25 protein-coding genes and 1 pseudogene are annotated in these 24,948 nt (G+C 71.6%); 16 read left to right on the plus strand and 10 right to left on the minus strand.

The annotated features are described in order from the left end of the window. On the minus strand, positions 1-733 hold a 733-nt coding region (locus BIV24_RS23515; protein ID WP_177198802.1), incomplete at its 3' end, for an LCP family protein. A gap of 121 nt (positions 734-854) precedes the next feature. Between BIV24_RS23515 and tatA the strand changes: the two genes are divergently transcribed. Then, a complete protein-coding gene (gene tatA / locus BIV24_RS23520) occupies positions 855-1,097 on the plus strand; it encodes a Sec-independent protein translocase subunit TatA (protein ID WP_071368412.1) in 243 nt (80 codons plus the stop codon). A gap of 10 nt (positions 1,098-1,107) precedes the next feature. Here tatA and BIV24_RS23525 read toward each other — a convergent pair whose 3' ends face one another. The 3 genes from BIV24_RS23525 to BIV24_RS23535 are packed head-to-tail and all read right to left on the minus strand — an operon-like array spanning position 1,108 to position 3,131. Next, a complete protein-coding gene (locus BIV24_RS23525) occupies positions 1,108-1,338 on the minus strand; it encodes a hypothetical protein (RefSeq protein WP_071368413.1) in 231 nt (76 codons plus the stop codon). Between the two features lie 28 nt (positions 1,339-1,366). Continuing rightward, entirely contained in the window at positions 1,367-2,641 is a 1,275-nt protein-coding gene (locus tag BIV24_RS23530; protein WP_071368414.1) for a cation:proton antiporter, read from the minus strand. A 4-nt stretch (positions 2,642-2,645) separates the two neighbouring features. Further along, positions 2,646-3,131 (minus strand): cation:proton antiporter regulatory subunit, encoded by a 486-nt coding sequence (locus BIV24_RS23535; RefSeq protein ID WP_071368415.1) that lies wholly within the window; start codon positions 3,129-3,131, stop codon positions 2,646-2,648. 227 nt (positions 3,132-3,358) lie between these two features. Here BIV24_RS23535 and BIV24_RS23540 point away from each other — a divergent pair, with 227 nt between their 5' ends. The 4 genes from BIV24_RS23540 to BIV24_RS23555 all read left to right on the plus strand — a co-directional run bounded on the left by BIV24_RS23540 (position 3,359) and on the right by BIV24_RS23555 (position 6,726). Continuing rightward, entirely contained in the window at positions 3,359-4,012 is a 654-nt protein-coding gene (locus tag BIV24_RS23540) for a response regulator (RefSeq protein WP_071368416.1), read from the plus strand. Between the two features lie 113 nt (positions 4,013-4,125). Further along, on the plus strand, positions 4,126-5,643 hold the full coding sequence (gene miaB, locus BIV24_RS23545) for a tRNA (N6-isopentenyl adenosine(37)-C2)-methylthiotransferase MiaB (protein ID WP_071368417.1): 1,518 nt from the start codon (positions 4,126-4,128) through the stop codon (positions 5,641-5,643). Between the two features lie 60 nt (positions 5,644-5,703). Then, the gene (locus BIV24_RS23550; RefSeq protein ID WP_071368418.1) at positions 5,704-5,970 is read left to right on the plus strand and encodes a hypothetical protein; all 267 of its coding nucleotides are present in this window, start codon (positions 5,704-5,706) and stop codon (positions 5,968-5,970) included. 36 nt (positions 5,971-6,006) lie between these two features. Next, on the plus strand, positions 6,007-6,726 hold the full coding sequence (locus tag BIV24_RS23555; protein ID WP_071368419.1) for a class III extradiol dioxygenase subunit B-like domain-containing protein: 720 nt from the start codon (positions 6,007-6,009) through the stop codon (positions 6,724-6,726). Between the two features lie 377 nt (positions 6,727-7,103). Here BIV24_RS23555 and BIV24_RS23560 read toward each other — a convergent pair whose 3' ends face one another. Both BIV24_RS23560 and BIV24_RS23565 read right to left on the minus strand, forming a co-directional pair. Beyond that, positions 7,104-7,364, minus strand: coding sequence for an antitoxin (locus BIV24_RS23560; protein ID WP_071368420.1), 261 nt, complete (start codon positions 7,362-7,364; stop codon positions 7,104-7,106). Positions 7,365-7,388: 24 nt separating this feature from the next. Next, on the minus strand, positions 7,389-7,625 hold the full coding sequence (locus tag BIV24_RS23565; RefSeq protein WP_071368421.1) for a hypothetical protein: 237 nt from the start codon (positions 7,623-7,625) through the stop codon (positions 7,389-7,391). A 184-nt stretch (positions 7,626-7,809) separates the two neighbouring features. Here BIV24_RS23565 and miaA point away from each other — a divergent pair, with 184 nt between their 5' ends. The 6 genes from miaA (at position 7,810) to hflX (ending at position 16,328) form a co-directional block, all read left to right on the plus strand. Beyond that, on the plus strand, positions 7,810-8,748 hold the full coding sequence (gene miaA / locus BIV24_RS23570; protein WP_071368422.1) for a tRNA (adenosine(37)-N6)-dimethylallyltransferase MiaA: 939 nt from the start codon (positions 7,810-7,812) through the stop codon (positions 8,746-8,748). A 108-nt stretch (positions 8,749-8,856) separates the two neighbouring features. Then, the gene (locus BIV24_RS23575) at positions 8,857-9,384 is read left to right on the plus strand and encodes a hypothetical protein (protein ID WP_071368423.1); all 528 of its coding nucleotides are present in this window, start codon (positions 8,857-8,859) and stop codon (positions 9,382-9,384) included. A 98-nt stretch (positions 9,385-9,482) separates the two neighbouring features. Beyond that, complete coding sequence (dapF, locus tag BIV24_RS23580; RefSeq protein WP_071368424.1) at positions 9,483-10,382, plus strand: diaminopimelate epimerase; 900 nt, start codon at positions 9,483-9,485, stop codon at positions 10,380-10,382. 427 nt (positions 10,383-10,809) lie between these two features. Continuing rightward, complete coding sequence (locus BIV24_RS23585) at positions 10,810-13,008, plus strand: RelA/SpoT family protein (protein ID WP_071368425.1); 2,199 nt, start codon at positions 10,810-10,812, stop codon at positions 13,006-13,008. A 152-nt stretch (positions 13,009-13,160) separates the two neighbouring features. Further along, positions 13,161-14,654, plus strand: coding sequence for a M1 family metallopeptidase (locus BIV24_RS23590; RefSeq protein WP_071368426.1), 1,494 nt, complete (start codon positions 13,161-13,163; stop codon positions 14,652-14,654). 183 nt (positions 14,655-14,837) lie between these two features. Continuing rightward, entirely contained in the window at positions 14,838-16,328 is a 1,491-nt protein-coding gene (gene hflX / locus BIV24_RS23595) for a GTPase HflX (RefSeq protein ID WP_071368427.1), read from the plus strand. Between the two features lie 62 nt (positions 16,329-16,390). Here the strand turns inward: hflX and BIV24_RS23600 are convergent, their stop codons facing one another. Then, positions 16,391-17,617, minus strand: a complete 1,227-nt coding sequence (locus BIV24_RS23600) for a trypsin-like serine peptidase (protein WP_071368428.1) — start codon at positions 17,615-17,617, stop codon at positions 16,391-16,393. A 227-nt stretch (positions 17,618-17,844) separates the two neighbouring features. Further along, positions 17,845-18,059, minus strand: a pseudogene (locus BIV24_RS32380) (respiratory nitrate reductase subunit gamma); the annotation flags it as partial. 383 nt (positions 18,060-18,442) lie between these two features. On the opposite strand from BIV24_RS32380, the gene BIV24_RS36130 reads away from it, so the two are divergent. Further along, positions 18,443-18,577 (plus strand): hypothetical protein, encoded by a 135-nt coding sequence (locus BIV24_RS36130; protein ID WP_281247767.1) that lies wholly within the window; start codon positions 18,443-18,445, stop codon positions 18,575-18,577. Positions 18,578-18,667: 90 nt separating this feature from the next. On the opposite strand, the gene BIV24_RS23605 is transcribed toward BIV24_RS36130, so the two are convergent. Both BIV24_RS23605 and BIV24_RS23610 read right to left on the minus strand, forming a co-directional pair. Continuing rightward, on the minus strand, positions 18,668-19,087 hold the full coding sequence (locus BIV24_RS23605; RefSeq protein WP_071368429.1) for a pyridoxamine 5'-phosphate oxidase family protein: 420 nt from the start codon (positions 19,085-19,087) through the stop codon (positions 18,668-18,670). Between the two features lie 318 nt (positions 19,088-19,405). Beyond that, positions 19,406-20,671: an MFS transporter gene (locus tag BIV24_RS23610; RefSeq protein ID WP_071368430.1), complete on the minus strand. Its 1,266-nt coding sequence runs from the start codon at positions 20,669-20,671 to the stop codon at positions 19,406-19,408. A 199-nt stretch (positions 20,672-20,870) separates the two neighbouring features. On the opposite strand from BIV24_RS23610, the gene BIV24_RS23615 reads away from it, so the two are divergent. The 4 genes from BIV24_RS23615 to BIV24_RS23630 all read left to right on the plus strand — a co-directional run bounded on the left by BIV24_RS23615 (position 20,871) and on the right by BIV24_RS23630 (position 24,900). Beyond that, positions 20,871-21,551 carry an ArsR/SmtB family transcription factor gene (locus BIV24_RS23615; protein WP_071368431.1) on the plus strand — a complete coding sequence of 227 codons (681 nt, stop codon included), beginning with the start codon at positions 20,871-20,873 and terminating at the stop codon, positions 21,549-21,551. A 194-nt stretch (positions 21,552-21,745) separates the two neighbouring features. Further along, entirely contained in the window at positions 21,746-23,005 is a 1,260-nt protein-coding gene (locus BIV24_RS23620) for an MFS transporter (RefSeq protein WP_071368432.1), read from the plus strand. Next, positions 23,002-23,307: a sulfurtransferase TusA family protein gene (locus BIV24_RS23625; RefSeq protein ID WP_071368433.1), complete on the plus strand. Its 306-nt coding sequence runs from the start codon at positions 23,002-23,004 to the stop codon at positions 23,305-23,307. Before BIV24_RS23620 ends, BIV24_RS23625 begins: the two co-directional genes overlap by 4 nt. 195 nt (positions 23,308-23,502) lie before the next feature. Then, positions 23,503-24,900, plus strand: coding sequence for a diaminobutyrate--2-oxoglutarate transaminase family protein (locus BIV24_RS23630; RefSeq protein WP_071368475.1), 1,398 nt, complete (start codon positions 23,503-23,505; stop codon positions 24,898-24,900). Positions 24,901-24,948 lie beyond the last annotated feature (48 nt).

Genomic DNA, 24,948 nt, shown 5'->3' on the forward strand with positions numbered 1-24,948 from the left:
CCTTCACTCCGCCGACCACGTCGGTCAGCGCGGCGAAGCCTTTGAAGTCGACGACGACGGTGTGGTCGACACGCAGCCCGGTGAGGTTCTCGACGGTGTTCTGGGTGCAGGCCGGGTTGCCCTTGGCGGTCAGCCCGACCGAGTAGGCCTCGTTGATCATGGTGTTGGTCCGCGTCTGCGTCCACGAGCCGTCGGGAAGTCTGCACGGCGGTATGGTCACCAGGGTGTCGCGGGGAATGGAGACCGCGACCGCGTGCTTGTGGTCGGCGTAGACGTGCAGCAGGAACGTGGTGTCGGAGCGGCCGATGTCGTTCGCGTCGCCGCCGCCGAGCGCGGTGTTGCCGCCGGTGCGCGCGTCCGAGCCGATGACGAGGACGTTCTCGCCCTTGGACGCGTCCGCGGGGGGCCGGTTGTCGGACAGGCCGCCGGCGTCGAAGGTGTTGATGTTGCCGTTCAGTCTGAGGTAGACCCAGCCGGCCCCGGCCGCCACGAGCACCAGCAGGGACACACAGGCGGCGAGCACGATCCGCGTCGTGCGCCCCCGCTTTCGCCTGCGGTCGCGGGCTCTCGTACGGGACCCGTTCTCCCCCGGCCCTCCGCTGCTGCGACGACGCCGGGAGCCGCCGCCCCCGGCTCCTTGGCCGCCGCGGCGCCGCCGGGAGACATCGCTCCCGCCGTCCTCGCCGCCACGGCGACGCGACGGTGCCGTGCGTCGGCTGCTGGTCATGCTCATCGGCGCCCTCATCCGGTCAGGTCCAGCTCCTTGGTTGTACAGTTGCGCAATGTAGCAACCATTGCCGGTGTGGGTGGCCGGGAGGCGCCCTCGGCCAAGGTGAGGAAGGGGGGAAGCGGTCATGCTCCGCAACGGACTGGAGCCCTGGCACCTGCTGATCGTGGCGATCGTCATCGTCGTGGTGTTCGGCTCGAAGAAGCTTCCGGACGCCGCCCGTGCCCTGGGCAAGTCGATGCGCATCCTCAGGAGCGAGGTGAAGGCGATGGGGGACGAGGGGGTGCCCCCGCCCGCCGGGGCCACCCCCTCGGCCGTTCAGGCCTCCGCGGAGGCCGACGCGGCCCGGCCGCCGGGCGCCGCCCGCTGAGTCGCCCGTGTCAGGGGCTGGCGCCGTCGAATCCGTAGGTCAACGATTCGCTGTGCGCGCCGAGTCGGCGCCGGTAGACGTACAGCGCCGTCACCTGTGCGCCGTCCGCCGGGGCCTCGACCCGGCAGGGATAGGTCACTTGCACCACCGAGGGTCGGCCCACGACCTGCATCCGCAGGCCGTCGGCCGGCCCTCCCGTGAGTACCGCCGCTTCCCACGGCGTCGAGACATGAAGGCCCATGTCTGCACTTTAAAGGTTGCGCAATATGTTAATTGTTGTGCGCGGCCTCCGAGTTGCTGTGAGCTGCGCCACTCGGTTCGCCGTCGGTCGGCAGATGAAGCCCGGGCTCGCCCTCCACCGGCGCCGGCCGGGGCGCGGAGCCGCGGCCGATGATGCCGCCGAGCCGCACTGCCAGGGGCTCGGTGTATCGGGCCGTCAGCGGGCCGAGGATGACCAGGATCAGGACGTACGCCGTCGCCAGCGGTCCGAGCGAGGGCTCGATGCCCGCCGTCACCGCGAGCCCCGCGATGACGATCGAGAACTCACCGCGCGCCACGAGCGCGCCGCCCGCCCGCCAGCGGCCCTTGACGGAGATCCCGGCCCGGCGTGCCGCCCAGTACCCCGTCGCGATCTTCGTCAGCGTGGTGACCACGGCCAGCGCGAGCGCGGGCAGCAGCACCGGCGGGATGCTGTTCGGGTCGGTGTGCAGCCCGAAGAAGACGAAGAACATCGCCGCGAACAGGTCCCGCAGCGGGCTGAGCAGCGTGTGTGCGCCCTCCGCGACCTCCCCCGACAGCGCGATGCCGACCAGGAACGCCCCGACCGCGGCGGACACTTGGAGCTGCTGGGCGATGCCCGCGACCAGGATCGTCAGCCCCAGCACGACCAGCAGTAGCTTCTCCGGGTCGTCGCTGGAGACGAAACGCGAGATGACCCGGCCGTACCGGACGGCCACGAACAGCACGAGCCCGGCCACTCCCAGCGCGACCGCCAGCGTCAAGCTGCCGGCCGCCAGGCCCGCCCCGGCCACCAGCGCGGTGATGATCGGCAGGTACACCGCCATCGCCAGGTCCTCCAGGACGAGGACGCTGAGGATCACCGGTGTCTCCCGGTTGCCGACCCGGCCCAGGTCGTTGAGTACCTTGGCGATGACACCCGACGACGAGATCCAGGTGACGCCCGCGAGGACCACGGCGGCCACCGGGCCCCAGCCGAGCAGCAGCGCGGCGATCGCGCCCGGCAGGGCGTTGAGCGCGCAGTCGACCAGGCCCGACGGGTAGTGCGTCTTGAGGTTGGAGACGAGATCGCTGGCCGTGTACTCCAGGCCGAGCATCAACAGCAGCAGGATGACGCCGATTTCGGCGCCCGTGGCGACGAACTCCTCGCTCGCGCCCAGCGGCAGCAGGCCGCCCTCGCCGAACGCCAGACCCGCGAGCAGGTACAGCGGGATCGGGGAGAACCGCAGCCGGGCGGCGAACCGGCCGAGCAGGCCGAGGCCGAGGATGATGGAACCGAACTCGATCAGCAGGACGGCAGAGTGCACCCGCTCACTCCTGCCCGAGGATCGCCACGGCGGCGTCCACGCCCTCGCGGGTGCCGATCACGATGAGCCGGTCGCCGCCCGCGAGCCGGAAGTCCGGCGCGGGCGAGGGAATCGCCTCGGCGCGGCGCAGCACCGCCACGATCGACGTCCCGGTCTCGGTCCGCATCCGCGTGTCACCCAGCAACCGCCCGTTCCAGCGCGAGGTCGCCGCCACCTCGATGCGTTCGGCGACCAGTCCCAGATCGGTGGTGTACAGCAGGCTGGCGCTGTTGTGGGACGGCTTGAGCGCGTCGATCAGCGCGCCCGCCTCGGAGGCGGACAGTCGCATCGACTGGGCGCAGGAGTCGGGGTCGTCGGCACGGTATACGCTCACGGTGCGGGCGCCGTCGCGATGAGCCACCACCGACAGATGGCGGTGTTCTCGCGTCACGAGGTCGTACTGGACCCCGATGCCAGGCAGCGGCGTCGTCCGGAGGCGTGGTGCAGACACGTTTCTTCCCTTGTTGATGGTTGTACGGGTGCACGTACAAGGCTGCCATGCTGCCATTCCTCGTACGGTGTCCACATGGGTGTCATGACGGATGGACATGGAGGGCGGACGGCGGGGAAGCTGGTTGGGGCGGTGGCGTGGCCGCGGGCGGAGCGAGCCGGAAGAGGAGACGGGAGCGTGTCGCTTGGCAGGCCGGGTACGGGCACGACGACCGGAGGCGGTCGCTGATGCCGGTGCCGACCCGGGTCCTCCTCGCCGACGACCACGCGCTCGTACGCCGTGGCGTACGTCTCATTCTTGACGCCGAACCGGATCTCGCGGTCGTCGCCGAGGCCGGTGACGGCGCCGAGGCCGTGGCGCTGAGCCGCACCACGGATGTCGATCTGGCGGTACTGGACATTGCCATGCCGAGGATGACCGGACTGCAGGCGGCCCGCGAACTCTCCCGCAGGCGGCCCGGCCTGCGCATCCTCATCCTGACCATGTACGACAACGAGCAGTACTTCTTCGAGGCGCTCAAGGCGGGCGCCTGCGGCTATGTCCTCAAGTCCGTCGCCGACCGCGACCTGGTCGAGGCGTGCCGGGCGGCGGTGCGCGACGAGCCGTTCATCTACCCCGGCGTCGAGCGGGCCCTCGTGCGGACGTACCTCGATCGCCTCCACCGAGGCGACGGCCTGCCCGAGCGGACCATCACCGACCGCGAGGAGGAGATCCTCAAGCTCGTCGCCGAGGGCCACACCTCCAAGGAGATCGGTGAACTCCTCTTCATCAGCGCGAAGACGGTCGAGCGGCACCGCGCGAACCTGCTGCAGAAGCTGGGCATGCGCGACCGCCTGGACCTCACGCGCTATGCGATCCGGGCCGGCCTGATCGAGCCCTGACCGTGCCCCGGTCCGCACGCCCGCGGCGGGTGGCGTGCGACCCGGTGCCGCGGTCCGTCGCCCCCCGGCGGCCACGGGGGAGAGGTCCTTCGGACACCGCCTACCCTTGAGGCATGACCAGCAGCGACCGGAGCCAGGCAGTGGGCGCCAAGACATACGAAGTTCGCACCTACGGGTGCCAGATGAACGTCCACGACTCCGAGCGATTGTCCGGACTGCTCGAAGAGGCGGGGTACGTACGCGCGCCCGAGGGCTCCGACGGCGACGCCGACGTCGTCGTCTTCAACACCTGCGCCGTCCGTGAGAACGCCGACAACCGGCTCTACGGCAACCTCGGCCGCCTCGCGCCGAAGAAGGCCGAGCGGCCCGGCATGCAGATCGCCGTCGGCGGCTGCCTGGCCCAGAAGGACCGCGACACCATCGTGAAGAAGGCGCCCTGGGTGGACGTCGTCTTCGGTACGCACAACATCGGCAAGCTGCCCGTCCTCCTCGAACGCGCCCGCGTCCAGGAAGAGGCGCAGGTCGAGATCGCCGAGTCGCTGGAGGCGTTCCCGTCCACGCTGCCGACGCGCCGCGAAAGCGCCTACGCGGCCTGGGTGTCGATCTCCGTCGGCTGCAACAACACCTGCACCTTCTGCATCGTTCCGGCCCTGCGCGGCAAGGAGAAGGACCGCCGCCCCGGCGACATCCTGGCCGAGGTCGAGGCGCTGGTCGCCGAGGGCGTCTCGGAGATCACGCTGCTCGGTCAGAACGTCAACGCGTACGGCTCCGACATCGGCGACCGCGAGGCCTTCAGCAAGCTGCTGCGCGCCTGCGGTGCGATCGAGGGTCTGGAGCGCGTGCGGTTCACCTCGCCGCACCCGCGCGACTTCACCGACGACGTCATCGCCGCCATGGCCGAGACGCCGAACGTGATGCCGCAGCTGCACATGCCGCTGCAGTCCGGTTCCGACGTGGTCCTGAAGGCGATGCGCCGCTCGTACCGCCAGGAGCGCTACCTGGGGATCCTCGAGAAGGTGCGGGCCGCCATCCCGCACGCCGCGATCACCACCGACATCATCGTGGGCTTCCCGGGCGAGACCGAGGAGGACTTCGAGCAGACGCTGCACGTCGTCCGCGAGGCGCGCTTCGCCCAGGCCTTCACCTTCCAGTACTCCAAGCGGCCCGGCACGCCGGCCGCCACCATGGAGAACCAGATCCCCAAGGATGTCGTCCAGGCGCGCTACGAGCGTCTCGTCGCCCTCCAGGAGGAGATCTCCTGGGAGGAGAACAAGAAGCAGGTCGGCCGCACCCTGGAGCTGATGGTCGCCGAGGGCGAGGGCCGCAAGGACGGCGCCACCCACCGCCTGTCCGGACGCGCCTCCGACAACCGGCTGGTCCACTTCACCAAGCCGGACGAGGAGGTCCGCCCCGGTGATGTGGTGACGGTCGAGGTCACGTACGCCGCCCCGCACCATCTCCTCGCCGAGGGCCCCGTCCTGGGCGTGCGCCGCACGCGCGCGGGTGACGCCTGGGAGAAGCGCAACGAGGCCGAGGCCGCGAAGCCGGCCGGCGTGATGCTCGGTCTGCCGAAGATCGGCGTGCCCGAGCCCCTGCCGGCGCCCACCGCCGGCGCATGCGGCTGTGACTGACGCCACCCGTACCGGCGTGCGCCGCGTCTGACTTCGACGCGGGGCGGGAAGGAGTGCCTCGTGCCGTGCAGCGTGGAGTTCACCGAACGCGCCGCGCGCGTGAGGGACAGCCTTCCCGCCGAACGCCGCGAGATGCTGGAGCGTGGCCTCGCGATCCTCGTCGCCGACCCGCGCCACAAGCTGTCGCACTCCGTGAGTGCCGACGAGTCGACCCGCGAGATCGCGCTCTCGCGGAATCTGTTCGTCGAGTACGTGATCAGCGACGGCAAGGTCGTCGTGCTCGTGGTCACGGTCATCGACCTCACGGACGTGCTGATCGAGGAGTGACACGCCACCACCCCCGGCGGCGTTACGCTGCGGATCATGCTTGTCGCCGCAGCCGTCTGTCCCTGCCCCCCGCTGCTCGTGCCCGAGGTCGCCGCGGGCGCCGCACCCGAACTGGACGGTGCCCGTGCAGCGTGCGCGGACGCGCTGGGGGTCCTTGCCGCCGCGCGTCCCGGCCTGCTGGTGGTCGTGGGCGCCGCCGAGGAGAGCGGGCAGGGCCCGCACCCGGAGGGCACGCGGGGGTCGTTCCGCGGCTTCGGTGTCGATGCCGACGTACGGCTGGGCGCGGACGGGACGGGCCCGGTGGTGTCGGAGCGCGAGCTTCCGCCCTCGCTTGCCGTCGCCTCGTGGCTGCTGCAGCGGGCGGGGTGGTCCGACGCCCCCGTCGAGGGGCTCGGTGTGGCGGAGTCCCTGGACCCCGGGCAATGCGTCCGGACCGGTGCGGGCCTCGCCTGGCGGGACGAGCGGGTGGCCCTGCTGGTCATGGGCGACGCCAGCGCCTGCCGGTCGCTCAAGGCACCGGGCTATCTGGACGAGCGCGCGGCCGGGTTCGACGCGGAGGTCGCGCGTGCGCTGGGGGCCGCGGACGTGGCGGCCCTGAAAGCGCTGGACGCGGGCCTGGCGCGGGAACTGAAGGCCGCCGGCCGGGCCCCCTGGCAGATCCTCGCGGGCGCGGCCGAGAACGCGCACCTGACCGGCGCCCTGCTGTACGACGACGCGCCCTACGGGGTGGGCTACCTGGTGGCGGCCTGGTCCTAGTGCTCTGGCCGGCAAGGTTTGCCGGAATGCTCGCGGCGTCCGGTGCTGGGGGCACCTCCCACGCCCCCAGGCAGTGGGGGGCATCGCAAGGCGGAGTATCACCCGCGTACTGGATGTACTCGGGTGATGCGACAACGCGGCGGTGGGGGCCCCTCCCGCGCTGGGGGTCCCCCCGCTCGAGCGGAGCCGAGAGTGGGGGAGAAGCCGAGCGTGGGGGAGCCGTGCCGGGCGTCGCGAGCCGGTGAACCTTTCCGGTCACAGCACCTAGCGTCCCGACAGGCACCGTTTGCCCCGCCCTGGTCCCGGACACGGCGGACGACCGGGAGGCTGCCTGCCCCGCGGTCGTCCGCCGATGTCTTCCGTTGTCGCGGGCACGGTCAGGAGGGCGGGGGCGACTGCGACGTGTCCGATGGCGTCGTCGTGCCGGTGTCCGGGTGCGCGATGCGTTCTATCGCGTGCTTCGCCTTGCCCGTACCCGTGTGGATCCTGTCGCTGTACTTGCCCTTGGTCTTCTCGTCGACCATCTTCGCGGCCTTGTCGATGCCGTGCCCGACCTTCTCCTCGTGATGTTGCGCGAAGTCCGTGACCTTGTCCCTGGCGGGGCCGAGCTTGGCTTTCAGATTGTCCAGGAGACCCATGATTTACCTTCCCTGGCAGGCGAGTTACGTGCGGGCGCCCTCGTCGGCCTCGCTGTCGGCGGCCTCCTCGGCGGACCGCCGCCCGGGGAGTGCGGCGACCTGCGCGGGCCTGACCGCCACAGTCCCGGCCGTGGCCGCGCCCTCCGCTTCGTCCGCCGTTCTCGCCGCGGCAGCGGTCGTCGGCTTCGTGGCCTCCGCCCCCGCCGACCGCGTCACCTCCACCGTCTTCGATTTCCGGAGAAATCGATCGAAAACGCCCATATCAACTCCATACGTTACCCGTCCGGGTGAAATCTCGCGTGGCTCGGTGTGTCCGCTTGCGTTGCCCGGGGCGCCCGATCTCGAACATGTGATCGGAACTCTGCGTCAGGTAATGCCGCCCCCGCAGCAAGGGTGTGGCAGAACGCGTTCGAGATGCGGTCCTCAGGTTTGGGAGACTGTTGCGGTGAGTAGTGCAGCCCCCGTGCCCCGGGTCATCGCCGTCGTCGGACCGACCGCGGCCGGAAAGTCCGATCTGGGTGTATTCCTTGCCCAGCGCCTCGGCGGCGAGGTCGTCAACGCCGATTCCATGCAGCTCTACCAGGGGATGGACATCGGCACCGCCAAACTGACGCCCGAGGAACGCGGTGGTGTGCCGCACCACCTGCTGGACATCTGGGACGTCACGGTCGCGGCGTCCGTCGCCGAATACCAGCGCCTCGCCCGCGCCCGTATCGACGCGCTGCTCGCCGAGGGCCGCTGGCCCGTCCTGGTCGGCGGCTCAGGGCTCTACGTCCGCGGCGCGGTCGACAACCTGGAGTTCCCCGGAACCGACCCCGATGTGCGCGCCCGGCTGGAGGAGGAGCTCGCGCTGCGCGGCCCGGGGGCGCTGCACGCGCGCCTGGCCGCCGCCGACCCTCAGGCCGCGCAGGCGATCCTGCCCAGCAACGGCCGCCGTATCGTGCGGGCGCTGGAGGTCATCGAGATCACCGGCCGGCCCTTCACGGCCAACCTCCCCGGGCACGACTCCGTCTACGACACGATTCAGATCGGCGTCGACGTGGCCCGTCCCGAACTCGACGAGCGCATCGCCCGCCGGGTCGACCGGATGTGGGAGGCGGGGCTCGTGGACGAGGTGCGCGCGCTGGAGGCGCACGGACTGCGCGAGGGGCGTACGGCGTCGCGCGCGCTCGGGTACCAGCAGGTGCTCGCGGCGCTCGCGGGGGAGTGCACGCTCGAGGAGGCGCGCGCCGAGACCATCCGCGCCACCAAGCGCTTCGCGCGCCGTCAGGATTCCTGGTTCCGCCGTGACCCGCGCGTGCACTGGCTCAGCGGCGCCGCGGCGGACCTCGGGGAACTCCCGCACCTCGCACTGACGTTGGTCGAACGAGCGGTTACAGCCTGATCACGTGATGGCATCGGGACGCTCCGGCCGTCATGCGGGCCTGTGGCGGCATGCCATCATCGAGCGTCGATCGACCGAGTGGAGTCCGAGTTGGGAGGGCGCGTGGCGATGGAGGCCGGCCCTCGCGACACCGCACAAGGCACGGAGCACGGCATCGCGGAGGACGAGGAGCAGCGGGGTCCCGAAGAGTACGGACTGAACCCCGAGGGGGACCGACTGAGCCCCGACGGTCCCGATGAGCAGCCTCCGGGCGCGGTGAGCGCCGACGGCCCCGACGCGGATGCGCTGCCGTCCGGGCCCGAGGTCGAGGTCGAGTTGCGCCCGCAGCGTCGGCTGCGGATCTGGCAGCTCGCCCCCATCGTGGGGCTGGCGGCGGTCGGCTCCCTGATGTTCGCCTTCCCGCTGGCCTTCGAGTTCGGCGACAGCGGCGCCGTGGTCGCCATGCTCGGCCTGCTGATCTGCTCCTGCGCGGCCGGCTGGGGCATGATGGCCGCGCGTCGCGTCGGTTACACCTGGCCGGGCCTGCCGCAGCGCGGCTCCGGACGGCGAGCGGACTGGCGTGTCGTCCTCGCGTACGCCGTGGTGGTCGCCGCGGTCGTCGCACTGGCCGTGTGGCGCGTGGCCCGGCTGCGCTGAGACCCGGGCCGGCGGGCCCGACCGGGCGTCTCCCGGGCGCCGGGGCCCCCATCGGACCGATCGTCCGGAGCCTCGTACCGACCCCGTACGATCGAGGAATGAGCACGCGGATCGCCTTCCTCAAGGGTCACGGAACCGAGAACGACTTCGTGATCATTCCGGACCCCGAGAACGCCGTCGACCTGTCCCCGGCCGCCGTCGCCGCCCTGTGCGACCGCCGCGCGGGTATCGGCGGCGATGGTGTGCTGCACGTCGTGCGCTCCGCCGCGCACCCCGAGGCCCGGGAGATGGCCGCCGAGGCGGAGTGGTTCATGGACTACCGCAACGCGGACGGCTCGATCGCGGAGATGTGCGGCAACGGCTCACGCGTGTTCGCGCGCTACCTCCAGCACGCCGGGCACGTGGCCGAGGGCGACGTCGCGATCGCCACCCGCGGGGGCGTGAAGAGCGTGCACATCGCGAAGGCCGTGTCCCACGGAGACTCCGCCGAGGGAGACATCACCGTCGGCATGGGCAGGGCGCTCCTGCCCGCCGGGCACGTCACGGTGAGCGTCGGCGAGCGCAGTTGGCCCGCGCGCAACGTGAACATGGGCAACCCGCACGCGGTCGCCTTCGTCGACGACCTCGCGCACGCGGGCAATCTGTACACCCCGCCGTCCTTCAGCCCGGCCTCGGCCTACCCGGACGGGGTGAACGTCGAGTTCGTGGTCGACCGCGCCCCCCGGCATGTGGCGATGCGTGTCCACGAGCGCGGCTCCGGCGAGACCCGCTCGTGCGGCACGGGAGCGTGCGCGGTGGCCGTCGCCACGGCCCGCCGCGACGGCGCCGACCCGGCCGTGACGGGCACCCCGGTGACGTACACCGTGGACGTCCCCGGCGGCACCCTGGTGATCACCGAGCACCCGGACGGCGAGATCGAGATGGCCGGCCCGGCGGTGATCGTCGCCGAGGGCGAGATCGACGCCGGCTGGCTGGAGTCCGCCGCGCGCCGGCGGTGACCGTTCGCGAACTCGCGCTGCGGAACGGTTCCTTGGGGGGGCGAACGGGCGGCGCGTCGATGCATGGCGTGGCACACGGGCGGTGACGCTCCACAGGGCGACGTGGCCGGAAACCGCGGTCGGCCGCGGCGCCGCACCGCTTCGCGTATCGCGGCTCGGGCCACCCCGCACGCTCCGATCCGCAGCCGGGGGCGCAAGGGAATGCGCGAATCGATGGCCGGGCGTCTCTGCCCGTGGCTCAAAACCGTAAACATCTGGACGTTCGCTCGAATGGGTGATCCGTTTCACGCTCGGCGAGAGCAGGTCAGGCGGGCGTGATGGGCTCGGTAGCATCAAGCACCGGCCCGGACGGGGGACCGTCGCCATCCCCGCGCCGTGTCTGCCATGGGGCACTCCGTCCGCCGGTCCACGCAGCCGGAGGTGCCCAATGAGTGCGGAGGCCACGAACCCTGCCACCCCCGTCCCCGCGACGCCCGGGGTGTACCGCAGGAAGAGCCGCCCCCGGATCGACCTGCGCCGCCTCGGCCGGGCCGCACTGCTCGGCTCCGCCACCCGCGACCGGCTGCCCGACGCCATCGGCCACGTCGCCGAGGCGCACCGCGCCCACCACCCCGACTCCGACCTGGAACCCCTGCGACGCGCCTATCTGTTGGCCGAGTCCTCGCATCGCGGGCAGATGCGCAAGAGCGGCGAGCCATACATCACGCATCCCCTCGCCGTGACCCTGATCCTCGCCGAACTCGGCGCCGAGACGACGACGTTGACGGCGTCCCTGCTGCACGACACCGTCGAGGACACGGATGTGACGCTCGATCAGGTGCGTAAGGAGTTCGGTGAGGAGGTGCGCTATCTCGTCGACGGAGTCACCAAGCTGGAGAAGGTCGACTACGGCGCGGCGGCCGAGCCGGAGACCTTCCGCAAGATGCTGGTCGCCACCGGCAACGACGTCCGCGTGATGTCGATCAAACTCGCCGACCGGCTGCACAACATGCGCACCCTGGGCGTGATGCGCCCCGAGAAGCAGCAGCGCATCGCCAAGGTCACCCGGGACGTGCTCATCCCGCTCGCCGAACGCCTCGGCGTCCAGGCGCTCAAGACCGAGCTAGAGGACCTCGTCTTCGAGATCCTGCACCCCGAGGAGTGCGAGCACACCAGAGAGCTGATCATCGAGAACGCGGCGCACGGCGACGATCCACTCGCCGAGACGGCCGACCAGGTGCGCGCGGTCCTGCGCGAGGCCGGGATCCCGTCCGAAGTCCTCATCCGGCCACGGCACCTCGTCTCCGTCCATCGCATCTCCCGCAAGCGGGGCCGACTGCGCGGTGCCGACTTCGGACGCCTCCTGGTGCTCGTCAACGAGGACGCCGACTGCTACGGGGTCCTCGGCGAACTGCACACCTGCATGACCCCGGTGGTCTCGGAGTTCAAGGACTTCATCGCCGTCCCCAAGTTCAACCTCTACCAGTCCCTGCACACGGCGGTCGCGCGCGAGAACGGCGAGGTCGCCGAAGTCCTCATCCGCACACACCAGATGCACGAGGTCGCCGAGGCCGGCGTGATCGCGCTCGGCAGTCCCTACGCTCCCGGGTCCGAGGACCCGGCCGACGGCGAGCGCGCCGACCCCACGCGTCCCGGCTGGCTCTCCCGGCTTCTGGAGTGGCAGGAGGCGGCCCCCGACACGGACACGTTCTGGTCGACGCTGCGCCAGGACCTGGCCCAGGACCGGGAGATCACCGTGTTCCGCCCCGACGGGGGAACGCTGGGGCTACCGGAGGGCGCGAGCTGTGTGGACGCCGCGTACGCGCAGTACGGCGAGGATGCGCACGCGTGCATCGGCGCCCGCGTCGACGGTCGGCTCGCGACGCTGAGCACGGTCCTGAAGGACGGCGACACCGTACAGCTCCTCATGGGCCAGGACCCGGCCTCCGAGCCCTCCAGGGAGTGGCTGGAGCACGCGCACACACCCGCCGCACGCATCGCCATCCAGCGCTGGCTGGCGACGCATCCGACGCCGGGAGACCCGTTCGACGACGCGCTGGAGCCGGGTGCCGCGCGACCCCGCGCCGGGGCCCCGGTGGACGGCGCCGCCGCGCGTGCGACCGCGCCAGGTTCCGTCGCCCGCCCGCCCGCGCTTCCCGCACGCCCCACCACGGACGCGCCCGGCCCGCGCGCCGCCAACGCCGTCGTCGATCTGCCCGGCGCCTCTGTGCGCCTCGCGGGCTGCTGTACGCCCGTGCCGCCCGACGAGGTCACCGGCTTCGCCGTGCGCGGGGGCGTGGTGACCGTCCACCGCGTCGAATGCGCCGGAGCGACGCGCATGAAGAGCACCGGACGCGCGGAGGTCGGCGTGCGCTGGGGCGACACCACCGAGTGCCGGGTGACGCTCGTCGCCGAGTCCTTCGGCCGCCAGCACCTCCTCGCGGACCTCACCGAGGCCATCGCCGTGGAGGGCGTCGCGATCGTCTCCGCCACCGTCGAGCCGCCCAGCCAGCAACGGGTGCGTCACACGTACACGCTCCAACTTCCCGACGCGGCCCACCTGCCGGCCCTGATGCGGGCGATGCGGAACGTGCCCGGCGTGTACGACGTGAGCAGGGCCCAACACCCCGCGTCAGCCGCCTACTAGCAGAATCGGCGCCGTATATCCCTACTGTCATACCGCAGTTCGGCACTCTGCCGTACAACGGCCGCACGGGCCGTGGCCAGGGCTGAATCCGTTCGGGTGGGGCCGGTGCGCGTCGTCACCGCGCGGCCGGTGCGCGCTGGTAGCCGTGGTCCATGCCGCAGACCCTCCGTTCCGTGATCCCCCGCGCCCGGCGCGCCAGGGCGGCCCTGCTCACCTCCGCCGTCTCCGTCTGCCTGATCGCCGCGAGCACCCCCTCACCCGCGGTGCCCCTGGGCATCGGCGACCGGCTCTTCCCGACGCTCGGCAACCCCGGGTACGACGTCGGGTCGTACGACCTGTCCTTCACCTATCCCGGCCGCAACGACAAGCCGCTCACCGCCGTCACCACCATCAGCGCCCGCGTCACCGAGCCCCTGAAGAGCGTCAACCTCGACTTCGCCCGCGGCACGGTGCAGTCCGTGGACGTCAACGGGGCGCCCGCGGCCTTCACCGGGGCCGGGGAGGACCTGGTGATCACGCCGAACGCCCCGCTTCCCCGGGGCAGCGCACTGCGGATCACCGTGCGGCACACCAGCGACCCCCTACCCGCGAAGGGCAAGGACGGCGGCTGGGTACGGACCGACGACGGACTCGTGATGGCCAACCAGGCCGACGCCGCCCACCTGGTCTTCCCGTGCAACGACCACCCTTCCGACAAGGCGATGTTCACGATCCACGTCACCGCGCCGAACGGCTACACGGCTGTGGCGAACGGTGTGCCGGCCGGCACCCTCCGAGCCCGTGGGTCCACCACCTGGACCTACCGCACCATGCACCCCATGGCCACCGAACTCGCCCAGGTCTCCATCGGCCGCAGCGCCGTCCCGAGGCGCCGGGGACCGCACGGCCTGCCCGTCCGCGACGTCATCCCCGCCAAGGATCGCCAGATCCTCGAACCGTGGCTGAAGAAGACCCCCGGCCAGATCGCCTGGATGGAGGGCAAGGTCGGCCCGTTCCCCTTCGAGAGGTACGGGGTGCTGGTCGCCCAGGCACGGACCGGGTACGAACTCGAGACACAGACGCTCTCCCTCTTCGAGAGACGCCTGTTCACCGAGCCCGCGTTCCCCAAGTGGTACGTCGAGTCGGTCATGGTGCACGAACTGTCCCACCAGTGGTTCGGCGACAGCGTCTCCCCCCGCACCTGGTCCGACGTGTGGCTCAACGAGGGACACGCCACCTGGTACGAGACCCTGTACGCGGAGGAGACCGCGCACCGGCCGATGGAGGCGCGGATCAAGGCGGCGTACGCCGTCTCCGACGCCATGCGCGCCGCGGGCGGCCCTCCCGCGGCGCCGAAGGGCCCGGAACCCGGCCAGAAGATCAGTCTCTTCCGCCCGAATGTCTACGACGGCGGCGCGCTCGTCCTGTACGCGCTGCGCCAGGAGATCGGGCGCTCTGCCTTCGAGCGCCTGGAGCGGCTCTGGGTGGGCCTGTACCGCGACGGCACGGCGACCACCGCCGACTTCGAGCGCCTGGCGTCCCGGACGGCGGGGCGCGATCTGACCGTGTTCTTCCGAGGGTGGCTCCACAGTGAGAAGACGCCGCCGATGCCGGGGCACCCGGACTGGAAGATCAAGGCCGTCCAGGGCCCCAAGGCGCCCCGATAACCCGGGTGACGAGACGGGCCGTGCCGTGCGACCATCATCAGGTCGGCGACGCACCCCCCCCAGGGGCGGGTGGCCGGGAATCTCCCGGGGTACCCGAGCGTTGTCACAGGCGACGAGTCCTGCGGTCGTGAACGGCCCGCGTCCCGTCGCCGCAAACGGAATCCCCATCGACGTAAGGACCCAATGACCTCCTCTTCTTCCCCTTCCCAGGACACCAAGCGCTTCGCGCACACCTACCCCGAGGGTCTTCGGGCCGATGCCCTGATGGAAGAGGACGTCGCCTGGAGCCACGAGATCGACGGAGAGCGGGACGGCGACCAGTTCGACCGCTCCGAGCGCGCGGCCCTGCGCCGTGTCGCGGGCCTCTCCACCGAACTCGAGGACGTCACCGAGGTCGAGTACCGGCAGCTGCGCCTGGAGCGCGTGGTGCTCGTCGGGGTGTGGACCTCGGGGACCGTTCAGGACGCGGACAACTCCCTCGCCGAGCTGGCAGCCCTCGCGGAGACCGCGGGTGCGGTCGTGCTCGACGGCGTGATCCAGCGTCGTGACAAGCCGGACGCGGCGACCTACATCGGTTCCGGCAAGGCCGGAGAGCTGCGGGACATCGTCCTCGAGACCGGCGCCGACACGGTCATCTGCGACGGTGAGCTGAGCCCCGGCCAGCTGATCCACCTCGAGGACGTCGTCAAGGTCAAGGTCATCGACCGTACGGCCCTGATCCTGGACATCTTCGCCCAGCACGCCAAGTCACGCGAGGGCAAGGCCCAGGTCGCGCTCGCGCAGATGCAGTACATGCTGCCGAGGCTGCGCGGCTGGGGCCAGTCGCTGTCCCGGCAGATGGGCGGCGGCAGCGGCGGCCTGGCGACCCGTGGTCCCGGTGAGACCAAGATCGAGACGGACCGGCGGCGGATCCGCGAGAAGATGGCGAAGATGCGCCGGGAGATCGCGGACATGAAGACCGGCCGCGAGATCAAGCGCCAGGAGCGCCGGCGCCACAAGGTGCCCTCGGTCGCCATCGCGGGCTACACCAACGCCGGCAAGTCCTCCCTGCTCAACCGCCTCACCGGCGCGGGCGTCCTGGTCGAGAACGCGCTGTTCGCGACCCTGGACCCCACCGTGCGCCGGGCCGAGACCCCGAGCGGGCGGCTGTACACGCTGGCCGACACCGTCGGTTTCGTACGGCACCTGCCGCACCACCTGGTCGAGGCGTTCCGCTCCACGATGGAGGAGGTCGGTGACTCCGACCTGATCCTGCACGTGGTGGACGGCTCGCACCCGGTGCCGGAGGAGCAGCTGGCCGCCGTGCGCGAGGTGATCAGGGACGTCGGCGCCACCCACGTCCCCGAGATCGTCGTGATCAACAAGGCGGATGCGGCCGACCCGCTGGTGCTCCAGCGGCTGCAGCGGAACGAGAAGCGCTCCCTCGTGGTCTCGGCCCGCACCGGCAAGGGCATCGCCGAGCTGCTCGCGCTCATCGACGTCGAGCTGCCGCGGCCCTCGGTCGAGATCGAGGCCGTCGTGCCGTACACGCAGGGCCGGCTGGTCGCGCGCGCCCACTCCGAGGGCGAGGTGATCTCCGAGGAACACACCCCGGAGGGCACGCTGCTCAAGGCGCGGGTGCACGAGGAACTGGCCGCGGAACTGGCTCCGTACCTGCCCACACCGGCACTCTGACCCATGGTGTGAAAAGGGCCCGCCCCCACAGGGGGCGGGCCCTCACGCGTTCACCAGCCGTGTCACCGGCCGGCGAACTTCTTGCTGACCGAGTCGTAGACGCCCTTGGCCACCGGGCCCAGCCGCGGACCGGCCAGCCAGCCCGCACTCACTGGGCCGATCGAGGTGTTGGAGACCAGCGCGGGCTTGCCGTCCGAGCCCGTCTCCACCCAGCCGCCGCCGGACGAACCGCCCGTCATGGTGCAGCCGACGCGGTACATCGTCGGGTCCGCCCGCACGATGGAGAGCCGGCCCGGCTTGTCCTGGCACTGGTAGAGCGTCTGACCGTCGAACGGCGCCGCGGCCGGGTAACCGGTCGCCGTGATACTGGCGACCTTCGGTACGGCCGGTGCGTTGAAGTTCACGGGAAGGGCCGAACCAACCGTCTCCTCAAGGGACTTGCCGTTGCTTCCCTTCTCCGGGGTCACATGGATGACGGAGAAGTCGTACGCCGCGCCCTGGCCGCCGGTCGCGCCGCCCTGCTCGATCCACTGGTCCGAGGTCTGCGCCCAGTCACCCCACCAGACACCGTAGGGGGCGACCTCCTGCCTCGTCGCTTTCTGCAACTCGGCCGTCGTCTTCCCGGAGTTGTTGTACGACGGCACGAACGCGATGTTGCGGTACCAGCCGCCCTTCTTGCCGGCGTGCACGCAATGCCCGGCGGTCCACACGAGGTTGGACTTGCCCGGGTGCGCCGGGTCCTGGACGACGGTCGCCGAGCAGACCATCGTGCCCTCGGGGGCGTCGAAGAACACCTTGCCCGCCGTCGGCGCGTTGTCGTGGTACGCGGCCGGAACGGCCCGCGCCCGCACGGGCGTCGGGGTCGGGTCCGTCACACCCTGGTCGCCCGCGAGGTCGTTGTCGTTGACGCCCTTGTCCGGGTCATTGGCCCTGCGCATCCGGTCCGGGTCCCACAGGCCCTTGATGATCGGGTTGACGAACTCGTCGGCCTCGCGCAGCCAGTCGTCCTTTTTCCAGTTCTTCCAGGCGCCGTTCTTCCACTTGTCGAGGTCGATCCCGTGCTCCTGGAGCTTCCGCTTGAGGTCGTCCGGGATCTTGATCTTGCCGTCGCCCGCGGAGGACGCCGACGCGCTCGCCCCGCCCTTCGCCGTGGTGTCGCCCCCCGAGTCGCACGCGGTCGCGGTGAGCGCCAGCGCCGTGGCGAGGCCGACGGCCGCCAGCACGGGGGAGGTCCTGCGGCGCACGCTCCCTTCTGCACGGGCGGCGAAAGGCGGGCGTATGAGTCGCATGGTCTGAACTCCCCCTGGGATGAGCCTGTGTGAAGGCGGTGGTGTACCGCCCTGGAGCGCGGCACGCCGCAGGTGATCACCACTTCTACTGAACGGCACCACACACTATGCGGTCGCTGTGGGGGACGACCGACGGAACGGCAACGGTTCGGCTACAAGCGATCTGACCTGACTCGTCATCCGGGGACATCCCCATGCGGGGAGTTCTCGCACCTGCTGCGGAGGTCTCATACGGAGCGTCGGGAGTGCGGCTCACGCGTCGACATGCCCCGCGGTACCGGGGTCGTGGCGCGCCTCCGGTAGACCAGGTACGGGCGGGCGGGGTAGCCGATCGGGACGCTCCAGACGTGGACGAGGCGGGTGAACGGCCAAGCCGCGAAGAGCAGGCAGGCGGTCAGCGCGTGGAGCTGGAACAGCGGGGGGCGCCGCTGATCGCCTCGGGCTACAGGCTCACCTCGTCCCGGCCCGCTCGGCATGCGCCGTGCCACCGAGGCCCTCCGCGTGTCTCACCTGGGCCGGCCGAGCTGCGTCCGCCGCCCGATCGGCCCTGGCCTCCGGTCCGTACGAGGGACCTTCGGCCCACCGGCGTAGGGAACATCGGCCGCTGCGCCGGACTTCCCCGATGCCGGAAGCTGACTGACGACTGATCCGGAGGTGACTCGTGTACGACCGCTCCGAGCGCCCGCGCGGCTGTCTTCCTCGTCGTCCCCCGCGGCGGGCGCCGCGCACGGTCCGGATCAGTCATCGTCCGGCCGCCCACCACGTCTGCCCTGACTCCCGGGCGGCCGGACGCACAGTGCGCACGAATCCGGCACGGAGGACCAGGTGAGAGGCGCTCGAGCGATCCGCCGACAGCACCAGAACGTCGCGGACAAGCCGCTCATCGTCATCTGGGAGTCCACCCGCGCCTGCCCGCCGGCCTGCCTGCACTGCCGCGCCGCGGCCCTGCCCGTGACATGACCGGCGACGCCCCGTTTTCCCGCCGCGGCCCGGCGCGTTGATGGTCTGAGGTCAAGCGGATCCGCGCCTTTGTGGACTCGGCGACGTGGCTCAGGCCACGCAGGGCGGGCCGGTGAGTTCCCGGCCGGTCACCATCTCGGATCCGATGCGTACGAAGACGCCGTCGTGCGCGACCAGCCATGAGTGCGGTCCGGTCCGCGACAGCCGTTCGTGTTCGGCGGGGTCGGTCACCACGGTGGCCTTGCCGGTGACGACCACACTCCAACCCTGCTCCGCCGCAGGGAAGTCGTCGGCCTCGAAGGCGACCACGACTCCGTCGATCGCGCGGGCCAGGCCCGAACTCGCCGAGGTGCGCAGCAGCAGGGAGGAGTCCGTGTCCAGGGAGAAGTTGACCGGGAGCACCGCGGGAAGCGCCTGCCGGGTGTACACGACACGACCGACCGGCACCCTGCCCAACAGGCGCAGACACTCCTGCCGATCAAGTGCGCGAAAGCCGTCGCTGTGGAACATCGGTCCATGCTCCCTCCCACGACCGGGGGAGTGTTAGGGCCGGACGGCCCTCGGGCACGTGCCCGGCTGTCGAAGCCAGGCACGCGGGCCATCTGGCACGGAAGGGGGCCGTCCGGTCGGACCCGGGCACGCGGGCCATCCGGCACGGAAGGGGGCCGTCCGGTCGGACCCGGGCCGCACGCACCTGCGCCGTCTGCTCCTTCAGGCCCTCCAGCGACTCGTCCAGCTGCAGTTGAGGGGCAGGCACAGGCATGGCCGTGCAGCGCCCTGTCGATGGCGGAACGCGTTCAACGGGGCGCAGTGACACGCCGGGCGTGATCAGCGGGTGGCCTGGTGTTCGGTGATCCAGCGAGCGGCCAGGAGGCCGGAACCTGCGGTGAGGACGGCGGCGGCGATGACGGTGGCGTTCAGCCCCAACGTGTCCGCGAGGACGCCGGCCACCAGGGCTCCCGCGGCGTATCCGATGTCGCGCCAGAAGCGGTAGGTGCCCAGCGCGTTGGCCCGCCAGGTGGGGTGGGCGTGGTCGGAGATCGCGGCGATCAGCGCCGGGTACACCATGGCGGTGCCGATGCCGAGCGCCACCGCGGACAGGATGCCCGCGAGCAGCGGGTTGTCCAGCAGGGCCAGGGCGAGGACGAAGCCGCCGGCCTGGACGAACATGCCGGTGACGATGAGGGGTTTGCGGCCGATCCGGTCGGCGAGGTGACCGGTGGGGATCTGCCCGATGCCCCACAGCAGCGGGTACAGGCCCTTGATCAGGCCGACGGCGGCCAGGCCGAGGCCGTGGTCGGTGAACAGCAGCGGGAAGACACCCCAGGTCAGGCCGTCGTTGAGGTTGTTGATCAGGCCGGCCTGGCTGGCACCGCGCAGAGAGCGGTTGTGCCACGAGGTACGGGCGAACGTCTGCGCCAGGCCGGGGGACTCCTCGGCGGCGGCCGGCTTGGGGTGCTGGGTCAGCTCCAGTGCGACGTGGGCGGCGGTGTCGCGGACTACCAGCGCCAGGCCGAGGCCTGCGACCAGGAAGGCGACGCCGATGAGTTCGGGTGCGGGGCGCAGGCCGTACGTGGTGGCGAGGTAGCCCGTGAACAGGGCGGTGGCGCCGACGGCGACGTATCCGGCGGCCTCGTTCAGACCCGTGGCGAGCCCGCGGCGGGCGGGGCCGACCAGGTCGATCTTCATGTTGACGGTCATCGACCAGGTGAGGCCCTGGTTGATGCCGAGCAGCACGTTGGCCACGACGATCCACCCCCACGACGGCGCCCACGCGAGTGCGAAGGGCACGGGGATGCCGATGAGCCAGCCCGCCACCAGGAGCTGCTTGCGGCGGAAGCGGGCCGTCAGCGCCCCGGCGGCCAGGTTCGTCAGGGCCTTGGTGACGCCGAAGGCGATGATGAAGGAGAAGACGGCCAGGCCGCTGGTCAGTCCGAAGATCTCGGCGCCGATCAGCGGGACGGTGGTGCGTTCCAGACCGACCAGACCGCCCACACAGACGTTGACGATGACGAGCAGGGTGAACTGCAGCCAGTTCTCGCGCAGTCCGAGCTGTACGGGCCTGGCGGCGACGGGGCTTGTCGTCGTGCTCACCGGCTGCCGCCTTCGACGAGACACCGGGCGTGGGCTGCGGTGTACTCGGCGGGGCCGCCGCCGTGGTCGAGCAGTGGTATCAGGTGGTCGTCGGCGAAGCCCACGGCAGTCCTCCAGAATGCGGCAGGGACGGTGAAGAGGGGGTGCGGGTGGCCACCACCCTTGCTCTACAATATTCCATGGATGTGTGGAGGATGTCATGACGGAGAACACCGGCCCGCGCTCGAAGGCGCAGCTGTACGACGCGTTCGCGGCCAGCGGCAAGGCGCTGGCCAGCGGAAAGCGCCTGGAACTACTCGACCTGCTCGCCCAGGGCGAGCGCACCGTCGACGCCCTGGCCAAGGCGGCCGGACTGAATCTGACGACCGCCTCCGCGCACCTGCAGACGCTCAAGCAGGCCGGGTTCGTCGCCACCCGCCGTGAGGGCACGCGCATCCACTACCGGCTCGCCGGGGAAGACGTCGCCCAGCTGTTCGCGCTTCTGCGCAAGGTCGCCGACACCCACCAGGCCGCCGTGCCTGCGGCCCGGGACGCCTACCTCGGTGAGGACGGTGGACCGGAGGTCACCCGGGAGGAGCTGCACGCCCGCGTGCAGGCCGGGGACGCGGTGGTGCTGGATGTGCGCCCGACGGAGGAGTACCGGGCCGGCCACATCCCCGGCTCGCTCTCCATTCCGGTGGAGGAGCTGGCCGAGCGGATCAACGAGCTGCCCGAGGACACCGAGATCGTCGTGTACTGCCGCGGCGAGTACTGCGTCCTCGCCTACGACGCGGTGCGTCTGCTGACCGACCGCGGTCGGCGCGCGATCCGTCTCGACGACGGCATGCTCGAATGGCGCCTGGCCGAGCTGCCTGTGGACGCCGGAGAGCCGACGGTCTGACGGGCGAAGTGTCCGGCGCCGGACACCACACGGGTGCTGCCCGACGCGCTGCGTCGCCCGTGAGATCAGCCGCGCCCTGACCGCCACCGCCGCAACAGGAACTTCCCCCGCACCACCCATAGCCTGGCCGTCTGCCCCGCGCGGGACGGGCCGGGCCCCCACCCGAAGCCCACGGCCACCAGCGAAGGAACACCGTGACGAGCACCGCTCCCGCAACAGACGGCATATCGCCCCACCCGCAGGCCCAGCGCCGCACCCTGACCGTCCTGGTCACCTCCCAGGTCCTCAGCGGCGCCGGGCTGGCGGCAGGCATCACCGTCGGCGCCCTGCTCGCTCAGGACATGCTCCACTCCACCGATCTGGCCGGACTGCCCAGCGCCCTGTTCACCGCCGGTTCCGCCCTCGCCGCCCTCGCGGTGGGCCGCGTATCCCAAGCCCGCGGCCGCCGCGTGGGACTTTCCGCCGGATACCTCACCGGCGCCCTCGGCAGCGCCGGCGTGATCGCGGCCGCCGCCACCGACACCCCCGCCCTGCTGTTCCTGGCCCTGTTCATCTACGGCGCCGGCACCGCCACCAACCTCCAGGCCCGCTACGCCGGAGCCGACCTCGCCGCCCCCGCCCACCGTGCCCGCGCCGTCTCCACCGTCCTGGTCGCCACCACCCTCGGCGGCGTCATCGGCCCCAACCTCGCCGCCCCCACCGGCGACCTCGCCGCAACGCTCGGCATCCCCCGCCTGGCCGGCCCCTTCCTCCTCGCCGGCGTCGCCTACTTCCTGGCCGCCCTCGTCCTGGCCCTCTGGCTGCGCCCCGACCCCCTGCTGCTCGCCCGCACCCTCCACACCCGGCAGGAGACAGCCCCCGCCACGGCCCCCGAGGACGCACCCACTCCGGCAGCCGAACGACGGCGCCCCACCGTCGTACTGGGCGCACTGGTGATGATCCTCACCCAGCTGGTCATGGTCGCGATCATGACGATGACCCCGGTCCACATGCACGACCACGGCCACGGCACCGCCGCCTCCGGCTTCGTCATCGCCGTCCATGTCGGTGCGATGTACCTGCCCTCGCCCCTGACCGGCTGGCTCGTCGACCGCTACGGCCGCCTCGTGGTCGCCGCCGCCTCCGGTGTCACCCTGCTCGCAGCCGGGATCGTCGCTGCCGCGGCACCCGGCGACTCCGTCGCCCTGCTGGCGCTCGCCCTCGCCCTGCTGGGCCTCGGCTGGAACTTCGGCCTGGTCTCCGGCACCGCGATCATCACCGACGCCGTACCCCTGGCCACCCGGGCCAAGACCCAGGGCCTGGTCGACGTCGCCATCGCCATCGCCGGCGCCACCGGCGGACTGGCCTCCGGTATCGTCGTGGCCGCCGCAAGCTACCCGGTCCTCGCCCTCACCGGCGGCATCCTTTCCCTGGCCGTCCTGCCCGCCATCGCCGTCACCGCGAACAGCCGATGACCCACCACGCCTCCCCTGCCGAGGCCGACCTCACCGTCGACGGCACCGGACTGCTCTGCATTACCCTCCTGCTGCGCCTTCGCGCCGCCGTCGACGGTGCCGAGGCGGGCACCCTCGTACACGTCATCGCCACCGATCCCGCCGCCCCGCTCGACCTCCCGGCCTGGTGCCACATGACGGGCCACACCTACCTCGGCCGTGTACCGGACGCCGACCGGCCGGTGTACGCGCTCCGGCTCACTCACAGCCCGCGCCCCACCCGGCCGAACGCGCCCTGGCACCCGGCCCCGCCCGACCGCTGACGCGGAGCGGCACGCCCCGGCAAGGATCTTCCGCCCACCCGCTTCCACAAGCCGTTCACGTCGTTGGTAGGCAGGGGGCACCCGCCGTCTGTGCTCAACCCCCCGCCCCATCGCCTCTGGAGAGTGGGAGGAGCCGACGTCGTGACCGTGACGGAGACCGCGGAGGTACCGCAAGAGGGCGAGCCGGAAGGGCGCGTGGGAGCGGCAGGGGGGCGCGCGGCGCTCGCGGCTGAGGAAGCCGGCGGAGCGCGCGCCGCGTATGACGGCATTCTGCGGCGGCAGTCCGCACGGGAATCCGCGGCGCGCACCTATGCGCGAGCCCTGCCCATCGTGCCCGTTCGGGCGCGCGGGCTCACCATCGAGGGCGCCGATGGGCGCCGCTACCTCGACTGCCTCTCCGGTGCGGGCACGCTCGCCCTCGGACACAACCACCCGGTGGTCCTGGAGGCGATCCGCAACGTCCTCGACTCGGGTGCGCCGTTGCACGCCCTGGACCTGGCCACCCCCGTCAAGGACGCCTTCACCACCGAACTGTTCCGTACGCTGCCACCCGGCCTCGCCGACCACGCGCGCGTGCAGTTCTGCGGGCCGGCGGGGACCGACGCCGTCGAGGCCGCGCTCAAGCTGGTGCGCACGGCGACCGGCCGCAGCGGGATCCTCGCCTTCACCGGGGCGTACCACGGGATGACCGCGGGAGCCCTCGAAGTGTCCGGAGGCGCGACTGACGTACGCGTGACACGTCTGCCGTATCCGCAGGACTACCGCTGCCCGTTCGGTGTCGGCGGCGAGTACGGCGCCGAACTCTCGGCCCGCTGGACCGAGTCCGTCCTCGACGACGCCAAGTCGGGCGTTCCGCTGCCCGCCGGAATGATCCTCGAACCGGTCCAGGGCGAGGGCGGGGTGCACCCCGCCCCGGACGTGTGGATGCGCCGTATGCGGAAGATCACCGAGGCCCGGTCGATCCCGCTGATCGCGGACGAGGTGCAGACCGGCGTGGGACGCACCGGCCGCTTCTGGGCGGTCGAGCACAGCGGTGTGGTCCCCGATGTGATGGTCCTCTCCAAGGCGATCGGCGGCAGTCTTCCGCTCGCCGTCCTGGTCTACCGCGACGACCTCGACGTCTGGCAGCCCGGCGCCCACGCCGGAACGTTCCGAGGCAACCAGCTCGCCATGGCCGCCGGCGCGGCGACCCTCGCCTATGTACGGGAGAACCGCCTCGCCGAGCACGCCGCCCTGCTCGGCACCCGCATGCTGGGCCAACTCCGTGCCCTTGCCGACGACTTCGCGTGTGTCGGGGACGTGCGCGGCCGGGGGCTGATGATCGGCGTCGAGTTGGTGAACCCCGAGGGCGCACCCGAATCCGCGCCCCTGGACGCCCTGCCCGCCGGTTCCCGCCCCGCCGCACCCGCCCTGGCCGCCGCCGTCCAGCGGGAGTGTCTGCGGCGCGGCCTGATCGTGGAACTGGGCGGTCGGCAAACGAGCGTGGTCCGGCTGCTGCCGCCGCTGACGATCAGCGACGAGCAGGCGACCGCGGTCCTGGACCGGCTCGCGGACGCGGTGGCGGCGGTGGCCCGCAGGCCCGCGCGCCCCTGAGTCCGCGCCCGCGGCGCTCCCGCGACACCACCGGCCCGGCCTCTCGCC

The sequence above is a fragment of the Streptomyces colonosanans genome (assembly GCF_001866645.1).
GTDB classification, from domain to species: Bacteria; Actinomycetota; Actinomycetes; order Streptomycetales; family Streptomycetaceae; genus Streptomyces; species Streptomyces colonosanans.